The organism is Colwellia sp. MB3u-41, from assembly GCF_014076845.1.
GTDB lineage: Bacteria > Pseudomonadota > Gammaproteobacteria > Enterobacterales > Alteromonadaceae > Colwellia_A.
Genome location: NZ_JACGUT010000074.1, coordinates 53,280 through 77,497, shown reverse-complemented (window position 1 = coordinate 77,497; position 24,218 = coordinate 53,280). Strand labels below are relative to the sequence as shown.

Here is a 24,218-nt window from a genome sequence, read left to right as displayed (position 1 = left end):
TGAGCGAAGCTTAACTAGAGGTTGGTATAATCATTATTCTTTTTAGGAGCGTTATGTGAAAATTTTCAGTGCTTTTATTGTCAGCGTGTTAGGGCTTTTTTCAAGCAACACTGATGCGGGTGAATTAAAAAAAATTGATATAAGCGAGGTTATTTCAAAAGAAGAATTTGCCTTATATAAAAATGTTGCCGATTTCATTGAAAAATCACCTAAAGTGACGATTATTGTTCAACCTGATCAAGACGATGTCTCTATCTATGGCACAGATGTTGTTAAATCTCTTACGGGTTCAGATTGTAATAGAGATGGTGTTATGGACGATAATGCCACTTGTAACGCGGTTTATTATAAACTTTGGATGATATATGAGCGTTAATTTACAACATTAATAGGTAAATAAGCCCAAAATTATAAATTATATAAACAACATTTTTAGTCCAATTAATATCAGTACTATACCTCCTAATAACTCTGATTTACTTTCGAGCCATGTACCACTTCTTGCGCCAATAAAAACACCAATAGCACTGAAAAACAATGTGGTAATACCGATTGTCGCGCATGCAATAAACGGATTGACCTCAAGTATCGTTAAAGAAAATCCTGCCGCCATTGCATCTATACTGGTTGCTATAGCAAGCACCAACATGATCCTATGGGTAATTTTAGCGATATCTTCTTCTATGCCTTTAGAAAGCGATTCGTAAATCATTTTTCCACCAATTAATACCCGTAAGAAAAATGCTATCCAAGGTGCATAAATCCCAACCCAACTAAAAAGACCTATACCGCCCATATAACCTAATAAAGGCATTAATTCTTGAAAAATACCAAAGTATAACCCAGCCATAACCGCAAGCGAGGTGGTTTTTTTCGTGCATTTTTATCCTAAACCTATTGATACCGAAAATGTATCCATACTTAATGCTAATGCGAGAATGACTATGTTGAACACTTTGTAAACTCCAATGAATATAATTTTTACGTTAATATGTTTCATGAAAAATAATTCTCATCGTAAGGGCTAATTAAAGCTATCTCGAGCACACCAATACCTTTCACGGTATGCTTATAGAGATTTAACCCCGTTGTATTTCCATCCTTAAAAGCTATTTGAAATAACGTGTTGATTAAATCTAAGTAACAGTAATCATCATTTGATCACGTTGCTGTTTTAAAACATCACCTTATTTTTATTGAATATAAATATAGGTTATGCAATCATTTACGCTAATTATCATAGTTTGTAGGTTCTTGTGACTTTTAAATTATCTAAAACATTAATAGTATTGCTCGCTTGTATGGCCTTTGTTGGTCAGGCAATGGCGTCGACTATTATGTCTTATCATATGATGAATATGAAGGTAATGAACGAGCAATCGCAAGACATGTCTATGATGGATCACAGTGACCATAATATGGTTGTTGCTTCTGGCAGCTTTGAGGAATTAGAGGCTGCTGATAAATCGATGAAAGATTGTTGTGATAGTACCTGTAACTGCTTTACAGGAGGGTGCTCAATGATCATTGCATTGATGAGAAATGTTACAGATAACGGCCCGATCGTTAATTTTTCATTTAAAATACTTTCCTTTTCTCATTTGGCATTAAGCCAACAACCATCGTCTTTATACCGCCCACCCATATTAAGCTAAATACAGCATCATTGTGTCCAAATTTTGGCGCATTTATGTAACGATACACTGTATTAGGCTTTTTTGATGTCGTTTTTTATAACGACTTTATCCCCCTCAAAACAAACTTAATGAATAAAAATATTAATTAATATCCCTCTCGGAGGGGTTATGTCTTCAAATAAAGTTACCTTAAAATTAATCGCTTCTTTTGCTAAAGCTATGACTAGTTGCTCAACAAGTCAGGTACTTGCATTACTCATTATGCCGCTACTTCTCACGTTGGCTATGGTGATGGTCAATCCGTTAAGGAAAAACACTCATGAATAAGCATAAATTTGTTCAACCGTTTTGTATGAAATTTGTTGTAGGAATTCTAGCTTTTACATTTTTATCAGCAAGTGCTACACCGTTGCCTTTAAAGAATAGTAACGCACCGCTATCTTTTACAAAGGCAGTTAAGGCCGCTCAAAAAAATGATCCTTGGTTAACAGGGAATGTGCATAAGCAAAGCGCTATTGAATCAATGAGTAGGGCGGTTAATACTTTGCCAGACCCCAAAGTGTCAGTGACTCTGGCAAATTTACCGGTGAATGGTTTTGATTTTGGCCAAGAAGGTATGACACAGGCTAAAGTGGGCATTTCACAAATGTTTCCTCGTGGAGATACTTTAGCCATTAAAAGCCAACAACTTAAAATACAAAGTGAAGCGTTTCCTTATCAAAGAAAAGACAGGGAATCAAAGGTCGCCGTAACGGTTGGAAGTTTATGGTTAGACGCTTATCGAATTCAGCAAAGTATCGTTCTAATTGGAAAAAACAGATCGTTATTTGAACAGTTAGCCGATGTAGCAACAGCAAGCTATTCATCTGCCTTAGGTAAAACACGTCAGCAAGATATTGTTCGAGCACAATTAGAGTTGACCTATTTAGATGACAGGTTAGATAAATTAGCACAACAGAAAAATCACTATGAGGGAATGCTTTCTCAGTGGCTAGCCACGTTTTCAAGGGGAAGTAACTCAGGTGATGAAACATACTCAGTCACTGATTATTCTTTAAACAACACTTTACATAATATCGTGCTCAGCCAAGAGTTACCCCAAATAGCGTTACTTACTCCTGATTTAGCTACCAAAGAAAGTTGGCTAAAGCCAAGTGAATTGATCGCACACTTCTTAAGCCACCCGTCTGTTATGGCATTCGAAAACAAGATAAAAGCTACTAAAACAGGCATCAAGTTAGCACAGCAAAAGTACAAGCCTGAATGGGGAGTAACCGCAAGTTACGGGTATCGCACGGATGATCCTATGGGCAGAAGTCGAGCTGACTTATTCTCTGTTGGTGTGACATTCGATTTGCCACTTTTTACTGAAAATCGACAAGACCAAGAAGTTAAATCAGCGATATTTCAAACCGAAGCGATGAAAACAGAGAAGTTACTCTTACTTCGACAATTACTTGGTGCTTATTCGAGTGCAAAAGGAAGATTACTGCGTTTAAAAGACCGACAAAACTTGTATACAACCCAATTATTACCACAAATACACGATCAAGCAGAAGCCTCTTTGACTGCCTATACCAATGATGATGGCGACTTTTCAGAAGTTGTTCGTTCACGTATCGCGGTGTTAAATGCCGAAATAGACGAGTTAACCATTAACGTAGAAGAACAAAAAATACGGCTAGAACTTAACTACCTGTTTATAGGTAATCTTGGTATGGCAGCGAAACCACAAAAAACAAACAACGTGAATTTAACCAGTAGCCGTAAAAAAACGGTTGTTTGGGGAGAAGAATAATGAGTACAACGACCTCAGCAAAACCAATAATTCTGGGCATAATAATCGGCGGTATTCTCACTTTTAGTGCCACTCGCTTTATTACGCCGCTAGAGACTAACCAAGCAACCACCATGGTATCCCAAGAGAAAAAACCAATTTATTGGGTCGCACCAATGGATGCAAATTATAAAAAAGACAAACCAGGTAAGTCGCCGATGGGAATGGATTTAGTGCCTGTCTATGATGATGGCGGTGCCGGCCCAAATGAAGGTGCAGGCACCATTCGCATATTACCAGATGTTATTAATAACTTAGGGGTACGCACGGTAACAGCAAATTATAAGTCATTACATACGGAAATAAACACTGTGGGTTATGTTGCTTATAATGAAGACAAACTTGTTCATATTAACCCGCGTGTGCAGGGATGGATAGAGAAGCTCTATGTTAAGTCAGTTGGCGATCGTGTTAAAAACAATCAACCTTTATATGATATTTATTCTCCAGAGTTAGTGAATGCTCAAGAGGAATTATTATTAGCAATAGATAGAAAAAATAGTCGACTAATAAAGGCTGCAGAAAATAGATTGTCGGCATTACAGCTATCTAAAGTCGCTATTGAAAAACTCAAAGAAACGAAAAAAGTTCAACAGCGAATAACCTTTTATTCACCACAAAAGGGCGTTGTTGAAAATCTTAACGTACGTGAAGGCTCCTTTGTAAAACCAGGTTCTACGTTAATGTCAATTGGTGACCTTTCTGAAGTTTGGGTTGAAGCTGAAGTTTTTGAAAGACAAGCTGGGCAAGTTAAAATGGCGACACCCGCCACAATGACACTTGATTATTTACCGGGCAGAACATGGGAAGGTCAAGTGGATTATATCTATCCAACGCTTAATGCTAAAACACGTACAGTGAAAGTACGTTTACGCTTCGATAATGAAAAAGGTGAATTTAAACCAAATATGTTTGCGCAAATTGCCATTCATACAACCGATGATGAACAAGCGCTGATTATTCCAAAAGAGGCCTTGATCAGAACAGGAAAGCAAGACCGAGTTGTGCTTGCATTAGGTGAGGGAAGTTTCAAATCTGTAGAGGTCTTAGTGGGACGTTATGGCAGTGAAAGTGTTGAAATACTTAAAGGGCTTAGCGACGGGGAAGAAGTGGTGAGTTCTGCACAATTTCTACTCGATTCAGAGTCAAGCAAATCGTCTGATTTTAAGCGCATGTATTATGAAGTTTCCGATAAAGAGCCTTCCCAGAAAGTGTCTGACCAAGATAAATCAATGAAGATGAGTGGAAGCAATAGCAAGGTTTCGTCGACATCTGTTTCTTCTGCAACAGTAAATGGAACCGTCGTTTCGGCTATGTTCGATCATCGCATGGTAACTATCAACCGAGAAGCTATAGAAAAATGGGGACGCGCAGCAGACATCGTTGATTTCATTGTTGATGAGAAGGTTGATATGACCTTATTTTCAAAGCATGCTTATGTGATGTTTACCTTTGAAATTCGAGATAATAATTTTATTATTGTCAGTGCAATGACCATGACTAAAGCTGACGCAACAATGAAAAATGTTGCTAACGACCAAGGAGAATAACCATGATCACGGCTATTATTCGTTGGTCTGTTGGTAATCGATTTTTCGTACTGTTAGCGACATTATTACTTGTTGGTGCTGGTTTGTATTCTGTTAGCAAAACGCCCATTGATGCACTACCTGACTTATCAGATGTGCAAGTTATCATCAAAACAAGTTACCCCGGTCAAGCGCCGCAAGTGGTTGAAGATCAAGTCACTTATCCAATAACCACTGCTATGCTCTCTGTACCTGGTGCTGTTACCGTGCGCGGTTATTCATTCTTTGGTGACTCTTATGTTTATGTCATTTTTGATGAATATACTGACCTTTATTGGGCACGTTCACGGGTACTTGAATATTTAAGTCAAGTTGCGCCAAATTTACCCAGTGATGCTCGCCCTCAACTAGGCCCTGATGCTACGGGTGTTGGCTGGGTATATTTGTATGCGCTAACAGACCCAACAGGTCAACATGACTTAAGCCAATTACGTAGTTTACAAGATTGGTTCTTAAAGTTTGAGTTGCAAACCGTACCCGGTGTATCAGAGGTTTCTGCTCTGGGCGGCATGGTTAAACAGTATCAAGTGATAATTGATCCCGATAAATTACGTGCTTTTGGTATTCCTCTTTCACATATTCAAATGGCGATTAAACAAGGTAATCAAGAAATAGGTGCGTCAGTTGTTGAAATGGCCGAAGCCGAATATATGGTAAGGGCTACGGGATACATTAAAAGTGTCGAAGACTTAGAAAATATCCCTCTAGGGGTGAACGAAAAAGGCACACCTTTACTGCTAAAAGATGTTGCCGATATAGGCACAGGGCCACAAATGCGACGTGGTGTCGCTGAACTTAACGGCGAAGGTGAAACGGTTGGTGGCATAGTCGTCATGCGGTTTGGTGAAAACGCTCAGCAAGTGATAAACCGTGTCAAAGAAAAACTTGAACAGCTGAAAAAAGGACTACCAGCAGGCGTTGAAATAGTGCCTGTTTATGACAGATCTGCCTTGATTGAACGAGCAGTCGAAAATGTTGCTTATAAACTTCTTGAAGAATTTGGGGTCGTCGCGTTAGTTTGCATCATTTTCTTATTTCATGTTCGTTCTTCCCTTGTTGTCATTATCAGTATTCCCGTAGGAATTTTAACGGCATTTATTGTGATGCACTGGCAAGGCCTAAACGCAAATATCATGTCGTTAGGAGGGATTGCCATTGCCATTGGAGCAATGGTAGATGGTGCAATCGTGATGGTTGAGAATATGCATAAGCACATAGAGGCTCTTCCGAAAGATAAGCCCTTAACCAATGAAAATCGTTGGCAAATCGTCAGTGAATCAGCCAGTGAAGTCGGGCCAGCATTATTCTTTAGCTTATTAATTATTACAGTGAGTTTTCTGCCAGTATTTACCTTAGAAGCACAAGAAGGACGGATGTTTTCCCCGCTAGCTTTTACCAAAACATATGCCATGGCGGCTTCTGCCGTATTAGCTATTACCTTAGTACCGGTACTTATGGGGTATTTTATTCGAGGAAAAGTGCTTCCGGAGCATAAAAATCCGGTCAATAGATTGTTAACTTTTATCTATATGCCTGCGTTGAAAACCGTTTTGCGTTTTCCAAAGATGACGCTAGTAGCAGCATTCGCAATTCTTGCTATTGGGATATATCCATTAGATAAAATCGGTAGCGAGTTTATTCCACCGCTTGATGAAGGAGATCTGATGTATATGCCAACCACTTACCCTGGTATTTCAATAGGGCAAGCGCGGCAGTTACTGCAACAAACCGATAAGCTGATTAAAACCGTTCCTGAGGTTAAAACAGTGTTTGGTAAGGTTGGCCGAGCCGACACTGCAACAGACCCAGCACCTCTTACCATGATAGAGACCTTTATTCAGTTTAAACCTCAGGACCAATGGCGAGAAGGTGTAACAACTGAAAGTTTGAAACAAGAACTCGATGCGTTAGTGCAACTGCCGGGTGTGACTAATGCGTGGGTTATGCCGATTAAAACACGTATTGATATGTTAGCAACAGGTATTAAAACACCCGTAGGAATCAAGATTGCTGGCCCTAGACTCGAGATTATTCAAGATATTGGTAAACAGTTGGAAGTGATTTTAAAAGATGTACCTGGCACCGCGTCCGTTTATTCAGAGCGTGTTGCTGGTGGCAGGTATATAAAAGTGGATATTCAACGAGCAAAAGCCGCACGTTACGGTTTAAATATTGCTGAAATACAGCAAGTTATCGCTACGGCTATTGGTGGGATGAATGTTACTCAAACGGTTGAAGGTTTAGAGCGTTATCCGGTGAACTTACGTTATCCACAAGATTATCGTGATTCGCCTGAACAATTATCTTTGTTGCCTATTGTTACCCCTAATGGCCAACGTATTTCCTTGGGCGATGTTGCTAATATTATTATCGAGGATGGCCCTCCGGGGATAAAATCTGAAAATGCTCGTTTAAACGGTTGGGCTTTTGTTGATATTGACGGCGTTGATGTTGGGACTTATGTCGTTGCTGCACAGAAAGTAGTCGCTGACCAATTGAAATTACCGGCCGGGTACTCTATTGCATGGGCAGGCCAATATGAATACATGCAACGTGCTAAAGCTAAGTTGGCTTATGTTGTGCCGCTCACTTTATTTATCATTGTTATTCTACTTTATCTGAACTTTAGGAATGTGATTGAAGTCGCGATGATCATGGGTACTTTACCATTAGCGATGGTGGGCGGTATTTGGTTAATGTATCTAGAGGGCTACAACTTCTCAGTGGCTGTAGGTGTTGGTTTCATTGCGCTAGCAGGTGTTGCGGTAGAGGTTGGTGTCATTATGTTGGTGTATTTGAATCAAGCTTATCAAGAAATGCTCAGCGAGCACCGCGAAAAAGATATTGCCACTACCAAAGAAGATGTACTTCAAGTGGTTTTACATGGCGCTGGTATGCGTGTTCGTCCGGTGATGATGACTTCAGCGACCATATTTATTGGTTTGTTACCTATTTTGTATGGTACAGGGACCGGCTCTGAAGTGATGGGTCGAATTGCAGCACCTATGATTGGCGGCGTTTTCAGTGCGGTTATATTGACATTACTTGTCTTACCTGCATTATTTTATTTATGGCGTTCGTCATCGATAAAAACCAATGAAGCATAAAAAAAGCCTTGAGATATTTGTTATTCATAGGTTTATGCTTTAAGCAATTGCCAACTAATATTAGTCATGGGAAACATCATGAAAGTAAATGAATTAGTAAAAATGTTAATGGTGACCATCAATACCGTTTGGGATTACACCCGTAATGTTTTTTATTTCCCAATAAAAATGCTCACAATAGGTATAAGTCTTACAGTATTAAAGACCAAAAAAGGTTGAGTTTTATTATAAGCGCTGTATAGCTAGGTTTACTGTAAAAAATATAGAGAAAATACTCGTTGAAGCTAACAAAGGTCACAGTGCATGTCAGCTCGCCAGAGCATTAATTGAGAAAAAACCACATGAAACTGAGCGTCAGTTTCAGCAAACCTTAGCCTTAAGAAGTCGTTTAACGTCAGCGATAGCTGACTGGCAGAGTAAGCCAAATAAAGCACCAACAAGTGAAATAATTTGTCATTTAATTGAAGATTTCGCTGAAGGCTTAGAGTCAAAGGTTCAATAAGGTGATTCGGTGGTCATTCTCTTATCAACAAAGGAGGCATAAATGAGTCACTCAACAAACAAGTTAAGAGCAACTGAATTATTAACCCTAGAACTTCTCATTGAAGGGGCTGGTTGCGCCAGTTGTGTTGGTAAAATAGAAACTGTTTTGAAAGAAATTATCGGGGTTAAAAACGCCGAAATGAATTTTGCATTACGAACTGTCAGTATCACAATGCAGCAGGACATTTCCCCACAACAATTAATCAAAGCTGTTGAGTCTATTGGTTATAACGCAAAAAGTGCTCAAGATACCAGTGACGAGGAGCTACTAAATGAAAAAGAGGCCGCTGAAAATAAATACTATAAAAAGCTGATGTTACAAACTTGGATTGGCTTAGGTTTAGGTGCGCCGTTAATGCTGTATAGCTTATTAGGCGGACCCATGACGGTAAATTCTAATTTGGAACGCGGAGTTTGGTTGGTCGTTGGTTTGCTCTGCGCGGCAATTATGTATTTTGCAGGAAAGCATTTTTATATTGGCGCTTATAAATCATTGGTTAACCACAGTGCCAATATGGACACCTTAATTGCTTTAGGTACGGGTACTGCTTGGCTGTATTCAATGATAGTGGTGATTTTTCCGTTAGCATTACCTGAAATGGCTCGCCATGTTTATTTTGAAGCGACAGCGATGATCATTGGTTTAATTAACTTAGGTTTAGCACTTGAGGTAAAAGCACGAGGACGCACCAGTGAAGCTATAAAGCGTTTAATCGGTTTACAAGCTAAAACCGCCAGAGTGATAAGAGACGCTAAAGAGCTAGATATTACTATTGAGCAAGTTTTATTAAATGACGAAGTGCGAGTAAGACCTGGCGAGCGAGTGCCTGTTGATGGAACGGTTATTGAAGGTAGCAGTACAATTGACGAGTCGATGTTAACAGGGGAGCCAATGCCTGTTAAAAAAGAGGTTGGTGACAAAGTCGCTGCAGGTACTATTAACAAATCAGGTGCGATTATTTTTAACGCTACCCGAGTTGGAAAAGACACAGCCCTCGCACAAATTATAAGCATGGTGAAACGTGCACAAAACTCTAAACCCCCTATTGGCCGCTTAGCTGATGTTATTTCTGCCTATTTTGTTCCTGTGATTATGATTGTTTCTATTAGTAGTGCCTTAATTTGGTTGAACTTTGGTCCTGAACCTACGGTCGCCTTTGCAGTGATTTCAGCGACCACCGTGTTAATTATTGCTTGCCCTTGTGCCTTAGGATTAGCGACACCTATGTCTGTAATGGTGGGAATAGGTAAAGCCGCAGAAGCGGGTGTACTCATTCGTAATGGTGAAGCGTTGCAAACCTCTTCAAAAATAACAGCAATGGTCTTAGATAAAACGGGAACTATCACTTTAGGTGCACCTAAGGTTACCGATGTCTTGGTGTTTAATAACATGAAGGATAATACTATCTTGTCATTAGTCGCTAGTTTAGAGGCAGGCTCAGAGCACCCTCTGGCACAAGCGATTGTTGACTCAGCTAAAGAGCAAGAATTACCGCTTGATAAAGTTGAATTTTTTAACGCTATCGTCGGGCAAGGCGTTCAGGGTACTGTTAGCGGTGAAAAGCTATATTTTGGTAATGAAAAGCTAATGGTCGAGCAAGGTATTCCCCTTACTCAGGCTATTATTGAACGGGCTCAAGTGATGGCGGGCGAAGCTAAAACGCCGATGTATTTTGCACTAAATAACGAGTTAGCCGCGCTCATTGCTGTGTCAGACCCGATAAAAGAAGATTCAATTTCAGCGATTAAACGTTTACAAGCTAATGGTATTCGAGTGGTGATGTTAACGGGCGATAACCAGGCTACAGCAAAAGCTGTAGCGGATAAAGTGGGCATAAGTGAATTCTATGCTGAAGTATTACCAGAAGATAAGTCATCTAAAATTGCCGAGCTGCAAGTACAGGGAGAAGTAGTTGGGATGACAGGCGATGGTATAAATGATGCGCCGGCCTTAGCGCTTGCTAATGTCGGTTTTGCTATTGGAACGGGCACTGATGTGGCTATTGAGAGCGCAGATATTACCTTAATGAGAGGCTCTCTTCATGGCTTAGCTGATGCCATCGCGGTCAGTAAAGCCACTTTACGGAACATCAAACAAAATTTATTTGGCGCCTTTATTTATAATGCTGCCGGTGTACCCTTTGCCGCAGGGATTTTATATCCATTTTTTGGTGTATTGCTAAGTCCAGTTATTGCAGGCGCGGCGATGGCTTTTTCTTCTTTGACTGTAGTAAGTAACGCTAATCGACTCAGGTTTTTTAAGCCCCAAGAACACTGATTTATAGATAAAGGAATAAGTAAAATGATAATAACTAATGTAATGGGGGGAGCACTTATAGGGCTTGTTATTTGGTGGTTTTGGCTATATAAACCTGCCAAAGCGGTTGATACAACTACTGAAAATATCACAATAATTGTAAATAATGGTATTTATCAACCAGCTAAAATAAAGGTTGAAGCAGGAAAGGAAATCTCCCTTAAATTTCTTCGTAAGGATGGCAGTCCTTGCGCGGCAACGGTGATTTTTCCTACGTTTGAAATAAATGAAGAGTTACCGTTGGATATCAGTAAGTCGATTTTTTTACCGTCAATGCCGCCAGGAGAATATCCATTTCATTGCCCAATGAAAATATATAATGGCACTTTAGTGGTTAAATAACTTTATCTACACATTCACCATGGAATTGTCTACACCCTCCTAAATGAAAGCGTGGGCGGAAGGCGTAATCGATGTCGTGAGCATTGAATAACGATAATTTAATGCGTTATAATTGGCAAGGTTAGCAGAGCAGCCTCTGAAGAAGTACAGTAAACTCTCATTATAAAGTAAAGGTAGTATGCGTTAATGGTAGAAAATCGCAGTCAATTAAAAAGCAATTATGACGATCAAGGTTACGTTGTTATTAGAGATTACTTTAATGCCGCTGAAATTTCATCATTGAGAAAAGTAGTGCTGAAATTTCATGACTTATGGAAAAAAGACAACGCAAAATTCTATCAAGAGGAAGCGTTTAATTCTTCTTTAATTACGGGAAGCCAATACCTGGCGTTCGACGATAGAGTGAAGCTTTTTAACTTCATCAGTTCAAAGAAAGTAATGGATATTGTTGAATCGGTTATAACAAATAATCCTGCATTTATGAATACCCAATTATTTTTCAACCCCGTTGATCCTACACAAAAAGATTTTTGGCATCGAGATTGTCAATACGACCATGAAGTTGAAGCGCAAAAAAAAGCGATTCAGGAAACGCAAGTTGTTCACCTTCGCGTGCCTTTATTTGACGAGCTTGGTATGGAACTCGTGCCTGAAACACATAAGCGCTGGGACAATGAAGAAGAATATAATGTCCGACAAGAAGAAAAGGGTAGGCTCAGTAGTGAAAACCTCTCTAGTGGCAAAGCGATTAAGTTAGCCGCAGGCGACTTGTTAGTTTTTTCGGCTGACATGATCCACCGAGGTCTTTACGGAATGGATCGATTAGCGCTAGATATTTTAGTTTTTGATTCAGCTGGAGATTTTGCTGACTACGTTGATGACGACTGTTTACCCGAACGTTCAATGCTGGACAAAATAGATGATCCCAGGTTATTTGTTAATACGCTGCAGTTAAAAACGATTAACCTTAAGTAACAATCCTCAAGGAAGGGGAATACGGTATTAGTCTGTTTGTTTTTTATAACAGCCAAAAAACTTGATTATCGCAAGCTGTTTCACTTAATTCCTTGATGAATTTTAACAGCTTAGATAAGAGCGATTTAAGTTTGTTTCAGATAAACTCTTTTTAATCAAATCAACGACGCAGTATTATCAAAAACGCGCCATTATTTTTTTATGATGTTTGACGTTTTATTCAACAATAAGTAGATTAGGTGATCGTTATTACATTCGTCTATGTTGCATGGCAAATTACTTCTTATCAATACAAATTGAAATGAGGCCATAACTTGTGTAATACACCGAATAAAAATTTATTTAACTTATACTAATATGAGAAATATGAAATTAAGCACACCTTTTTATCTGTTATTAACGCTGGTCATTTTCTATAGTTCTCCGTTACTCTCAAAAGAACAAAGCAAAGAGCAGTCGAACGTTATTACAATCGTTGCTGCTGAAGATAACTTACCCTTTAGTTTCAACTTACCTGACGGTACTCCTAGCGGACTTTATATTGAGTTTTGGGAACTCTGGTCTAAAATAAATAATATCCCTATACGCTTTGTAGTTGTGCCTTTTAGAGAAAGCTTAGCGTTAATAAAACAGAAAAACACGCTCCATGTTGGACTCTTTAAAAATAAAGCACGAGAACAATGGGCAGACTTCTCATTGCCTATCCATAACGTAAAAACCGGTATCATTTATAATCGTTCAATCAATAAAAACGCGAAGCTTAAAGAACTTCATGACGTAATCATATCGACTCAAAACCATAGTTTTCAAGAGTCATATTTGAAAAAGCACTTTCCAGGTATAGGTTTAACTACATTTGAAATCCTCGATGAGGGAATTGAGCAATTATTAACTAACGATGTTCAGGCTGTGGTTGCTGAATTACCTAATGCTTTTGCACAAATAGCTAAAAAAGGTTTAAGTGGCGTATTCACTATTTCTGATGAGGTAATTGCTTCAAATAATGTCTTTGCGTTGATAGCAAAAGGTCAACCTGAATTATTAGCTAAGGTTAATACAGGTATCGAAAATATTCCGGTTAATCAAATCATCGAATTAGAAAAGAAATGGCTACCAACGTTAAAACCTTTTTTTGAAACAGCGTCAACTAATCCTCATTTAACAGAAAGTGAAAAACAATGGTTATCACAAAATAATTCATTTAGTTTGGGGACAGACTCCGCATTTCCACCGTTTGAATTTAACGATCAACAGGGCGTTCATAGTGGTATTTCAGCTGATTACATGCAGTATGCTAAACAACAACTCGGAATAAATTTAACACTTAGGTTAGGCGGTAGTTGGGGCGAAGCGTTTGAGGAATTTAAACGTGGTAATATTGATGTTATGTCTGCCATTTTTTATACAAAAGAACGAGCAGAGTATATTCGTTTTACGGAACCCTATTTTGAAATTTCATTGGTCATTGTCAGTAAAAAGAATGCTTTTTATGCTGAAAGTTTATCATCGCTACGCCACAGAAGGCTTGGCCTAATTGAAGGCTATGTTTATAACGAACTTATTACTCGAGATTATCCCAATATAAATATAGTTGACGTTATTTCGGTTGAAGATGGACTTAAAAAGTTACAGTCTGGTGAAATCGATGCTTTTGTTGATTCAATTGCTGCGATTAATTATGAAATAAACAAAAATAAAATTAATGACCTGATTATCACTTCATTCACTCCTTATACACTTGAATTATCAATGGCTGTTCGAAAAGGACTTGAACCCCTTATTCCTATTTTAAATAAAACTTTTGCCGCTATGAATGAAAAAAAACGTTCTGCTATTGCGAATAATTGGCTGTCGGTTCACGTACAATCAGGGACAAAGTTATCCACTATTCTTTTTTGGGCTCTACCGATAATATCATTGTTGATTTTGATTATTTTAATATTTTTCCGCATGAACAAAAGGCTCAAAACAGAAATTGATGCGCGGGTTGAAAATGAGGGGAAGCGCATTTTAGCGCAAAAAGATTTGGCGGTGCAAAAAAACGCAATGGATGAGCATTCCCTTGTTTTTGTCACCGATACGAAAGGTGTTATTACCTACGCTAATGATAAGTTTTGTGCGATCAGTGGCTATCGGCGTGAAGAACTTATTGGTGAAAATCATCGTATTTTAAATGCAAAAAATCAGTCAAAAGATTATTGGCTCAACATTTACTTGGCAGTTTCTAATGGTGCGTTTTGGCACGATGAAGTGCGGATTAAAGCCAAAGGAGATCAACTTTATTGGTTAGACACGACTATTGTGCCACTTTACGATAACTATAATAAATTCAATGGTAACACCTATATTAGTACTGATATTACCCATCAAAAAGAAACGATTATTCGCCTAGCCCAAGCGAAAAAACAAGCTGATGTTGCCAACGAATCGAAAACTAATTTTTTAGCGAATATGAGCCACGAAATACGTACGCCAATGAATGGTGTAATCGGTATGATTAATCTCTTACTTGATACCCCATTAAATCAAGAGCAGCAAGATTTTGCGAAAACAGTAAAAAGCAGTGCTGAATCGCTGCTAGGGGTTATTAACGATATTCTTGATTATTCTAAAGTTGAAGCAGGTATGTTAGCGCTTGAACCCCTTGAGTTTGATTTAGAATTATTGCTGCATGAACTTGCTAGTAGTCTTGCTTTTCAGGCTCATGATAAAGGGTTAGAACTTATTTTTCCTGCTAATATCATACCTACTCAATCTTTTATTGCAGACTCTGGACGTATCCGACAAATACTTAATAATCTTGTTGGTAATGCGATTAAATTTACTGAACAAGGTGAGGTGTCTGTTTATTGCAAAGTGCAAGAGCAAACAGAGCAACGTACAACACTTCTCTTTGAGATATCTGATAGTGGAATTGGTCTTACTAAACAGCAGAAAAATAAACTTTTTGAACGTTTCAGCCAAGCTGACGGTTCAACTACCCGTAAATATGGAGGTACCGGATTAGGGCTATCGATAAGTAAACAATTAGTTGAATTGATGGACGGTGAAATAGGGATGAAAAGTGTTGAAAGTGAAGGTTCAATATTTTGGTTTACACTCAATATAGCGAATGCCAAAAATACGCCACCAAAGAAATTTTATAACAATTTGCAGAATAAAAAAATACTTGTGGTTGATGATAACTTAACAAACCGAACGTTATTAGGATTACTGCTCACTAAGTGGCAGGTGGAGCATACCTTGGTAGATAATGGCCATAAAGCTTTAGAGAATTTAGCGGAAGCTGCGATACAAGGGTACCCTTATCATATTGCCATTCTTGACATGCAAATGCCTGAAATGGATGGCTTTCAATTAGCGGCGAAAATTAAAGATGGCAGTCGCCTTTTTGCAAATACCTGTTTAATGATGCTTACTTCACAAGGTCAACGCGGTGATGCTGAAAAGCTAAAAACAGCAGGTTTTAACGGATATCTTAATAAACCTATTGATCAGTCTGTTCTTTACAATACCTTAATGACAATAGCAGATGTTAATTCCCCTGAACAATCATTAGTCACGGCTCACAGTGCACGCAAACTTCCTCAATTCAAGGCAAGAGTGCTGGTAGTCGAGGATAATGCTGTTAATCAAAAAGTCGCTCAAGGCTTGTTGAAAAAGTTTGGGGTACAAGTTGACTTGGCTGCGAATGGCGAAGAAGCACTCAGCTCTTTAAACCATTTACCTTTTGATTTAGTGCTTATGGATTGTCAAATGCCAGTAATGGATGGTTATGAAGCCACTCAACGAATTCGCCTTCCCCAATCGAATGTACTTAACCGAAAAATTCCCATCATTGCGATGACCGCAAATTCAATGCAAGGAGATAGAGAGAAATGTTTAGCTGCAGGCATGGACGACTTTATTTCTAAACCAGTAAACCCAAGTAAGCTCCAAGAGGCATTAACGCGTTGGTTATCTGAGCATGAATCTTCTATCACTTAACCAGATGAGAAGCTTGTACAATGTTACTTTCTGCTTTTTTAGCGTTAAGTTCCACGATAACTAAAACTTAACACTTCATAGGCTGTGCGGATTTCAATAAAGTCTTCTGCGCATCCACCTTTATCAGGGTGACTAAGGGTGATTTTTTTACGGTAAGCTTTACGTATCTTAGACCAATTCACGTCTTTATCTAGCCCTAAGGTCATCAGAGCAGCATCAACCTTATCTATCTCACGATACCTTTGCCAAAAACTTGAAAAAAGTGTTTCGACTTCTTCAACGGTGATGTTATTCAAATTAGACCAGTCTAAATAGTAGCTGGCGAGTTCAGTATCGCGGGTGGTCAAGGCATTAGCACTATCAGTGGAATTTGGCCCCATAGAGATTGCTAACGGAAGAATTGTGAGTATAAACCCCTCGGTTTGAATGTCTCGTTGAATTTGATAAAGCGCATTCATTACAAAAAAATTCTTTTGGAAAATAACAACCTGATGGTCGACATCCTTACCAATAAGCAATAAAAAGTCCTGATGACAAAGTGTGACCAAATCAAGCAACGAACATGAACTATTCTGTTGTCTTAAATATCCCAATATCGGAATAATTAACGGATTAATCATTGGCGTTGGTTTACGGTTGATTTGTTGTTGAACCTTCTTTGTAGCGGAAGGTAACTTAGCCAGAGAAAAGGGCTCACAATAATAAACCTCGAGCTATTTCTATTCTTATCATTAAGAAATACGAGGGAAATTGAGTATTAATTTAGCGCCGTCTTTATACTCTTTGTCTAATGATAAGTAGCCTTGTTGTTTACGGGCAAAATCACCACATAAACTTAACCCTAAACCGTGACCTAATTCTCCTTGAGTACCATGGTTGCTCGCGACACTCTCACTAAATAACCCGCTTTGTATATCAAGTGGAATACCTTGTCCCGTATCCGTAATGATCAGTTGAACTTCACCCTTAATAGTTTGTGTTTTTATATGTATATTACCTTGCTCTGGCGTGTATTTGATTGCGTTTGCCAGTAAATTACGAAGAATAGTTTTAGTTAAATTAACATCTGCCATAGCCTGTGTATCTTCATTTTTTTCGTGTTTAATAGTAAGTTTTTTTAGGATAAAGTTCTCTTTCATTAAATCGAGCGTTTCTGTTATCAGCGGGTTTAAAGCAGTCGCTTTTAACTCAACATGAATCGCACCTAATTGATTTCGTGACCATTGTAAAATTTCGTCTAATAATTGATAGAAAGTCAGAGATGACTCTAAAATACCGTTTGCCATTTCAGCGATAAGCTCAGGCTCAAGTGTGTCAGCGTTTTGATGGAGAATTTTTGATAGCCCCAAAATCCCGTTAAAAGGGGACCGTAAATCATGAGACATTACAGCAAATATTTTTTCTTGATCTTTTTGCATGCGCAATAGCTGGCGATTACGAAGCCTCAGTTCCAGTTGACTAACCACTTGTTTAGCCAATGTGGTTAATGCTAATTGCTGTTTTTCATCTAGTTTTTTAGGAGCAGTATCAATAACGCACAAAGTACCTATAGGCAAACCATTTGTACTGACAAGTGGCGCGCCCGCATAAAAGCGAATATCGGGTGCACCAGTTACAAGTGGGTTATCAATAAAGCGTTTATCTTCTAAGGTATCAGGTATTTCAAATATTTGGTCTTGTAAAATCGCATGCGAACAAAAAGCTATTTCTCTTGGTGTCTCAGGTGCATTAAGTCCTACGCGAGATTTAAACCACTGACGGTCTTTATCTATAAGCGAGATAAGTGAGATAGATGTGCCACAAATTGCACTCGCTAACTGAGTCAGTTCATCGAGTGCTTTCTCGTCTTCAGTATCCAATACTTCGTAGCGAAGTAACTCATCAATACGTTGTGTTTCTTTAGGGTGCAGCCCGGCACTTATCATAATGCTCAAATCCTTACTGTGTATTAACTAAGTCTAGACGATAATTAGCTGTTAATCGTAACATTATAACTTGAATTTGCTGAATTTATTGAACTTAGCATAATTTGTTAAACGTCAAACGACTGCCGAGTAAGTTAACAATTCACTAAGGCAATCGATAGGCCTAATTAATGTGACTGTTTGGTTCGCTCTGTACTATTATTAACCTTTATACTCATGGGCTTTTAAAATATCTAAAGACACCACAGCCAAAGCTTTTTGGTTGGTTGCCTCAAGCACAATAGGAGGAGCAGCATTAGCGGCAATCGCCTGATACCATCGAACAGCACATAAGCACCATTTATCACCGGCTTTTAAGCCTGGAAAGTCATACATAGGGTTAGGAGTGATTAAATCATTGCCTTGTGCTTTTGATAATTGCAGGAATTCATCAGTCATAATTGCACAAACACTGTGGTTGCCAAAGTCTGATTCTGGTACATAACAAAACCCTTTTCGGGTATAGCCCGTATTACTACAACATAACTGTAAATTTGTACCTAATACATTGAATTGATTATCCATGAAGGTGCCTCGTATTAATGAACGTTAAATGAAATGGAAGACCTACTATGCTAGACAAAAGTAAGCTTAACTCGATTCCAAATGATAGCACTGAACGCACTTCTGTTGGGAATTTTAGTCCTGCAGAAATAGCCAAATTTGATAAATTGGCAGAGAGTTGGTGGGATCCAAATGGTAAGTACAAGACCGCACTTGAATTTAATCGCGCTCGTGTCGAGTATTTTATAGCGCAAATATGCTTATTCTACGACCGAGATCCCAAAAACGATGCGCCACTGCAAGGCTTACATATTTTAGATGTGGGTTGTGGTGGAGGCTTGGTTTGTGAGCCTTTGGCAAAAGCAGGTGCTAGCGTAGTAGGCATCGATGTGAGTGAGATGAGTATTGAAGTTGCGAAGCGTCATGCGCTGAAATCTCAGCTTGATATTGAATATCGTCATGAGCATGCGCACCACACGAGCACAAACGACCAGAACCGTTACGATGTTGTCATTAATGCTGAAGTTATAGAGCATGTCCCGAATAAGAAAAATTTGGTAAAAGAATGTAGTCAATTATGTAATTTCAATGGCTGTGTCATTATGGCGACACTCAATCGTACGTGTAAATCTTACCTGGTTGGGATTGTTGGCGCCGAATATATAATGCGTTATTTACCTATTGGTACGCACCGTTGGCGTGACTTTGTAACCCCTGTTGAATTGAATAATATGGCTTCAATGGCGGGTATGCAGTTGATAACAGAAATGGGCATGTCGTATAGTTTAGTGACTAAAACATGGAAAACCACCGCAAGTCTTGAGGTCAACTATGTGCAACTCTATAAAAAATTAGCGACCGGTTAGACTGTTAATCTGTAAATAGTTAACTGACTGACAATATTTACTATTAACAGGTTATAAATACGCTTAATTTTTAATGCAATGACATTGGTGCAGGCTATTCTGCAACGTGGTTAGCATTAAAGTGAGGTGTTTTTTAGGCTTCATGCAGCATAGCTAACGATTTTATAGCAAAGGTAATCTCTGTTCTTAGTGAAAATTTTTTAAACGCTACGTCATATGACAAAATAATAGCTGATTTGAAGCTTCTATTTTTATAGCGACTTATCCACCAAAGTTAATATCGTCATAAATGAAAAATTCACATTACTTTACTTACGCCCTATTATGTCATGCTAAGTTACTGTAAAGTTACTGTAAAGTAACAAGAAAGCAAAGTGAAAATCGTCTATTGTCTCGGTTGTAGCAATTGCTGGATGTAAGCCTGTACTATAAAAAGTGCGTTAAGCCATCACTACTAGTCGATTTGGGCTTCGTGCACTACGCTTAAGTATTGATGAACTGAAGGTATAGGTTTTATCCTTCACTGAACTTGCTAACTATTTACACCTTTTATCAGGTGTTAGGTGACTTTATGTTTACTGAAAATCCAGAAGATTTTATTTATAACTCATCAATAGGTATTCATGCTGTCTCGCCAGACGGTATTATTGTTTATGCCAATGAGTGTGAGCTTGAGGTGCTAGGATATGAAAAAAATGAGTATATAGGTCATCACGTATCAGAGTTTCAGATAGACGAGAGCTGCTTATCTGACATGATGAAGCGTTTAAGTCGTTTTGATATTTTGAAGAATTACCCCGCAAGGGTGCAAGGTAAAAATGACGTTAAATATATTATTTACAACTCAAGTGTTTATGAAAAGGGTGGAGAGTTTAAACATACGCGTTGTTATGGAACTGAAGTTGAAAAAGTTATTTATGAGGTGTTTTTTAAGCATTTTGATTTTTAAATTTTGCTATGTTCGTTCATAGATATATTTTATTGCTCACTTTTTTGTCCATTATGAGACGGTTCAGTCTCTATTCGCTCGAGAACCTTAAGCGTTTAGCGTATCCTATGCACTATTAAATTTATTGTTATTTATTATTTATTATTTATTATGAACATTGAAGTAAAAAACATTCCCGTTCCCCAAGTCACCTGTGCAAATTGTCAGGCATGTTGCTGCAGCTTAGAAGTTCGAATTATTTCTGATACTGGTGTGCCTCATCGGCATATCTATATTGATGACCATGGCCATGAATCAATGTTACGTCTAGATGATGGTCTCTGCTCAGCGCTCAATCGAGATACATTATTGTGTTCTATCTATGAAAACAGACCTTGGGTTTGTCGAGAGTTTGAGATGGGTTCATATGAATGTATCGACGAAAGAACAGAAAAACTCTATACCTCTGTAAACAATTGAACGCTGATCTTATAGCAATAAAAAACCCCTAATAATTAATATTAGGGGTTTTGATTTTATGCGAATTTTTTAAAATTAAGTGGTATCTCATTTACCTTATCAGTGAGTATTTACAGCTTATCCATTACTGACTTCTTCAAAATCAGCATCAATAACATCTTCGTTTTTAGTACGGTCATTAGCCGCTTCACCGTGAGGCTGCTCTGTTTGTGCTTGCGAAGCTTGCATTATTTTACTATGCGCTTCTTGTAATGCTTTTTGTCGCATTGCTATCGCCGCTTTATCATTGCCATTAACCGCCATTTTTAGTTGCTCAATTAATGTTTTAAGCTCGGTTTGCTGATCTTCACTCAAGCTGGATATTGACGCTTGCACCGTATGAATCAATTGATCTGCTTGGTTGCGTTGTTCAACTACTTCACGTTTCTGCTTATCTTCCGTTGCGTGCTTGTGAGCTTCATCGACCATGCGATTAACTTCATCTTCAGTTAAACCACTTGATGCGGTAATTTTAATGCTTTGCTCTTTACCCGTTGCTTTATCTTTCGCTGAGACATTTAAAATACCATCTGCATCAATATCAAACGTGACTTCAACTTGTACTGAGCCACGAGGGCCTGGATTAATATCAGTTAAGTTAAATTGACCTAACGATTTATTATCTGTTGCCATTTCACGCTGACCTTGCAATACATGCACAGTTACCGCCGCTTGATTATCTTCAGCCGTAGAGAACGTTTCAGACGCACGTGTTGGTATCGTGGTATTTTTATCAATAAGCTTAGTCATTACACCGCCTAACGTTTCAATACCTAGTGACAATGGCGTTACATCAAGTAGTAACACATCACCGACCGTGCCTGATAACACACCCGCTTGAATTGCTGCACCAATAGCAACGGCTTCATCTGGGTTAACATCTTTACGTGGCTCTTTACCAAAGAAGGTTTTAACAGCTTCTTGTACTTTTGGCATACGTGATTGACCACCCACCAAAATAATTTCGTCAATATCACCTTTACTTAAGCCAGCATCTTTAAGTGCTTGGCCACACGGAGCGATAGTTTTTTTAACTAAGTCATCAACCAAAGACTCTAATTTTGCTCGGGTAATTTGCACATTTAAATGTTTAGGGCCACTAGCATCAGCGGTAACATACGGCAAGTTCACGTCAGTTTGTAGTGCTGATGATAACTCTATTTTTGCTTTTTCAGCCGCTTCTTTAATACGTTGTAACGCTAACGGGTCTTGGTGAATATCAATACCGCTTTCTTTTTTAAATTCATCAGCAAGGTAGTTAATCAGGCGTAAATCAAAGTCTTCGCCTCCTAAAAAGGTATCACCGTTGGTTGCTAACACTTCAAATTGTTTTTCGCCGTCTACATTAGAAATTTCAATAATTGAAATGTCAAAGGTACCGCCACCTAAATCATAAACCACCACTTTTTGGTCAGCTTTATTGTTTTTATCAACGCCGTAGGCCAATGCCGCCGCCGTTGGTTCATTGATAATACGTTTTACGTTAAGTCCGGCAATTTTACCGGCATCTTTTGTTGCTTGGCGCTGTGAATCATTAAAGTAAGCGGGTACGGTAATAACCGCTTCGGTTACTGTTTCACCCAAATAGGCTTCAGCATCTTTTTTCAATTTACGTAAAATTTGCGCTGATACTTCTTGTGGTGATAATTTTTTACCATTAACTTCAACCCAAGCATCACCATTGTCTGCTTTTACAATTTTATAAGGGGCTAACTTAATATCTTTTTGTACTTCTTTATCATCAAATTTACGACCAATTAAACGTTTAATCGCAAATAAGGTATTTTTAGAGTTAGTAACGGCTTGTCTTTTTGCCGGTTGGCCCGCTAATGTTTCATCGTTTGCATAAGCAACAATTGACGGCGTTGTGCGGCTACCTTCTGCGTTCTCAATAATTTTAGCAACGCCCCCTTCCATAACCGCTAAACATGAATTTGTTGTACCTAAATCTATACCAATAATCTTCGACATAATAATTACCTATTATTTAAAAAAAGGGTTTAATAAAAAAGTCTGCTGCTTTATGGCAATTATCCCGTAAGCAGTTTGACCGTATAAACCTTATAAACAACCTTGGATAAGCCGACTAACATTGATGGTTTAAGCTTGGTTGTTTGTTCAGTGACGCTATAATACATAAGTGGATAAAAGGCTTCTGTCACAAATATGACAGTAATGATCATTTTGTATTTTTAATCGTTTTAAATTTAAAATTAACATTAGCTTTTGCTATATACAGACAAGGGGGTAGAATAAAAACACTTGTGAACACCACGGCTTAAATTTTACCTTCATGAATAAAGACGTTACTCATTTACCTCAAAAAGCCAGTCCTGTTTTAGTCAAGCAAGCTAATATTTTTGCAGACTTACCAACAAAATTAATTGAAGACTTTCAACAAGAATTTCAGCTTGATGAATGGCACAAAGGTGATTACTTTAATCCTGCGTTACTTACCGAGCGTTTTTTTGTCGTTATTGATGGCAGTTTAGAAATCAAACAAAGTAATCCTGAGACAGGCAGAGAAGCCACTCTAGATATGCTTTATGCCGGCGATTGTTTTGACTTAATGGTGCTGTTAGACGATCAACCACATGAGGTCATTGTTTCTCCTTTAACCACGGTAAAGTTATTGTCAGTTAAACTTTCAACGATGCGCCATTGGCTGTGGACATATCCAGAGTTTAACCAGCAATTTATGCCTTATTTAGCCAAAAAAATGCGTGAAAAAGAACAGCAGGCCAGCAGCCTGATTTTACATGATGTTACCACACGCTTAAGCCGTATTATTTTAGAGCATATTAATAAAATTAAGTTTTATACCGGCACGGTAGAAGCAGAGCATGAACATCATTTGGTTAACGGTTTAAATGATGAAACTTTGGCGCGGATGACGGGTTCAGTTAGGCAAGTGATAAATAAGCAGTTACAACATTGGAAGAAAGCAGGAACGCTTGATAAAAAACGCAATCAACTGATTATTAAAGATTTAGAAGCATTAGAAAAAGAAGCGAAATACACAGAAACGTTATCAAATGCACCTTTTTATAATGCACCACCTCAAAATAAAAACTAACAGTCACTTATAAATAACGTAAAGCAT

General features: G+C 38.4%; 19 protein-coding genes and 1 pseudogene. 15 read left to right on the top strand and 5 right to left on the bottom strand.

Features of this window, described 5'->3' with window-relative positions:
• Positions 1-55: 55 nt before the first annotated feature.
• On the top strand, positions 56-376 hold the full coding sequence (locus tag H4J73_RS08060) for a hypothetical protein (RefSeq protein WP_182180877.1): 321 nt from the start codon (positions 56-58) through the stop codon (positions 374-376).
• Positions 377-415: 39 nt separating this feature from the next.
• Here H4J73_RS08060 and H4J73_RS08055 read toward each other — a convergent pair.
• A pseudogene (locus H4J73_RS08055) lies at positions 416-919 on the bottom strand (manganese efflux pump MntP family protein).
• A gap of 337 nt (positions 920-1,256) precedes the next feature.
• On the opposite strand from H4J73_RS08055, the gene H4J73_RS08050 reads away from it, so the two are divergent.
• The 10 genes from H4J73_RS08050 to H4J73_RS08005 all read left to right on the top strand — a co-directional run bounded on the left by H4J73_RS08050 (position 1,257) and on the right by H4J73_RS08005 (position 16,334).
• Positions 1,257-1,655: a hypothetical protein gene (locus H4J73_RS08050; RefSeq protein ID WP_310649613.1), complete on the top strand. Its 399-nt coding sequence runs from the start codon at positions 1,257-1,259 to the stop codon at positions 1,653-1,655.
• 150 nt (positions 1,656-1,805) lie between these two features.
• Positions 1,806-1,964 (top strand): hypothetical protein, encoded by a 159-nt coding sequence (locus H4J73_RS08045; protein WP_182223861.1) that lies wholly within the window; start codon positions 1,806-1,808, stop codon positions 1,962-1,964.
• A complete protein-coding gene (locus tag H4J73_RS08040) occupies positions 1,957-3,435 on the top strand; it encodes a TolC family protein (RefSeq protein WP_182223860.1) in 1,479 nt (492 codons plus the stop codon). Before H4J73_RS08045 ends, H4J73_RS08040 begins: the two co-directional genes overlap by 8 nt.
• Positions 3,435-5,024, top strand: a complete 1,590-nt coding sequence (locus H4J73_RS08035) for an efflux RND transporter periplasmic adaptor subunit (RefSeq protein WP_182223859.1) — start codon at positions 3,435-3,437, stop codon at positions 5,022-5,024. Before H4J73_RS08040 ends, H4J73_RS08035 begins: the two co-directional genes overlap by 1 nt.
• Positions 5,025-5,026: 2 nt before the next feature.
• Positions 5,027-8,170 carry an efflux RND transporter permease subunit gene (locus tag H4J73_RS08030; protein WP_182223858.1) on the top strand — a complete coding sequence of 1,048 codons (3,144 nt, stop codon included), beginning with the start codon at positions 5,027-5,029 and terminating at the stop codon, positions 8,168-8,170.
• Positions 8,171-8,248: 78 nt separating this feature from the next.
• Positions 8,249-8,389: a hypothetical protein gene (locus tag H4J73_RS08025; RefSeq protein ID WP_182180872.1), complete on the top strand. Its 141-nt coding sequence runs from the start codon at positions 8,249-8,251 to the stop codon at positions 8,387-8,389.
• A gap of 325 nt (positions 8,390-8,714) precedes the next feature.
• Positions 8,715-10,991 (top strand): heavy metal translocating P-type ATPase, encoded by a 2,277-nt coding sequence (locus H4J73_RS08020; protein ID WP_182180871.1) that lies wholly within the window; start codon positions 8,715-8,717, stop codon positions 10,989-10,991.
• 24 nt (positions 10,992-11,015) lie between these two features.
• The gene (locus tag H4J73_RS08015; RefSeq protein ID WP_182223857.1) at positions 11,016-11,372 is read left to right on the top strand and encodes a cupredoxin domain-containing protein; all 357 of its coding nucleotides are present in this window, start codon (positions 11,016-11,018) and stop codon (positions 11,370-11,372) included.
• Between the two features lie 186 nt (positions 11,373-11,558).
• Positions 11,559-12,347, top strand: coding sequence for a phytanoyl-CoA dioxygenase family protein (locus H4J73_RS08010; RefSeq protein WP_182180869.1), 789 nt, complete (start codon positions 11,559-11,561; stop codon positions 12,345-12,347).
• A gap of 366 nt (positions 12,348-12,713) precedes the next feature.
• Complete coding sequence (locus tag H4J73_RS08005) at positions 12,714-16,334, top strand: response regulator (RefSeq protein ID WP_182180868.1); 3,621 nt, start codon at positions 12,714-12,716, stop codon at positions 16,332-16,334.
• Between the two features lie 44 nt (positions 16,335-16,378).
• Here the strand turns inward: H4J73_RS08005 and H4J73_RS08000 are convergent, their stop codons facing one another.
• The 3 genes from H4J73_RS08000 to H4J73_RS07990 all read right to left on the bottom strand — a co-directional run bounded on the left by H4J73_RS08000 (position 16,379) and on the right by H4J73_RS07990 (position 18,823).
• Positions 16,379-16,954 (bottom strand): DNA-J related domain-containing protein, encoded by a 576-nt coding sequence (locus tag H4J73_RS08000; RefSeq protein ID WP_182180867.1) that lies wholly within the window; start codon positions 16,952-16,954, stop codon positions 16,379-16,381.
• 111 nt (positions 16,955-17,065) lie between these two features.
• Positions 17,066-18,259 (bottom strand): GAF domain-containing sensor histidine kinase, encoded by a 1,194-nt coding sequence (locus tag H4J73_RS07995; protein WP_182180866.1) that lies wholly within the window; start codon positions 18,257-18,259, stop codon positions 17,066-17,068.
• A gap of 201 nt (positions 18,260-18,460) precedes the next feature.
• On the bottom strand, positions 18,461-18,823 hold the full coding sequence (locus H4J73_RS07990) for a DUF2237 family protein (protein ID WP_182180865.1): 363 nt from the start codon (positions 18,821-18,823) through the stop codon (positions 18,461-18,463).
• 47 nt (positions 18,824-18,870) lie between these two features.
• Between H4J73_RS07990 and ubiG the strand changes: the two genes are divergently transcribed.
• From ubiG to H4J73_RS07975, 3 genes are all read left to right on the top strand, one after another.
• The gene (gene ubiG, locus H4J73_RS07985) at positions 18,871-19,668 is read left to right on the top strand and encodes a bifunctional 2-polyprenyl-6-hydroxyphenol methylase/3-demethylubiquinol 3-O-methyltransferase UbiG (protein WP_182180864.1); all 798 of its coding nucleotides are present in this window, start codon (positions 18,871-18,873) and stop codon (positions 19,666-19,668) included.
• A gap of 571 nt (positions 19,669-20,239) precedes the next feature.
• Complete coding sequence (locus tag H4J73_RS07980) at positions 20,240-20,617, top strand: PAS domain-containing protein (RefSeq protein WP_182180863.1); 378 nt, start codon at positions 20,240-20,242, stop codon at positions 20,615-20,617.
• 150 nt (positions 20,618-20,767) lie between these two features.
• Positions 20,768-21,076 (top strand): YkgJ family cysteine cluster protein, encoded by a 309-nt coding sequence (locus tag H4J73_RS07975; protein WP_182180862.1) that lies wholly within the window; start codon positions 20,768-20,770, stop codon positions 21,074-21,076.
• 117 nt (positions 21,077-21,193) lie between these two features.
• Here H4J73_RS07975 and dnaK read toward each other — a convergent pair whose 3' ends face one another.
• Positions 21,194-23,086, bottom strand: coding sequence for a molecular chaperone DnaK (gene dnaK, locus H4J73_RS07970; RefSeq protein ID WP_182180861.1), 1,893 nt, complete (start codon positions 23,084-23,086; stop codon positions 21,194-21,196).
• 322 nt (positions 23,087-23,408) lie between these two features.
• Between dnaK and H4J73_RS07965 the strand changes: the two genes are divergently transcribed.
• Positions 23,409-24,191 (top strand): Crp/Fnr family transcriptional regulator, encoded by a 783-nt coding sequence (locus H4J73_RS07965; protein WP_182180859.1) that lies wholly within the window; start codon positions 23,409-23,411, stop codon positions 24,189-24,191.
• Positions 24,192-24,218: the final 27 nt, after the last annotated feature.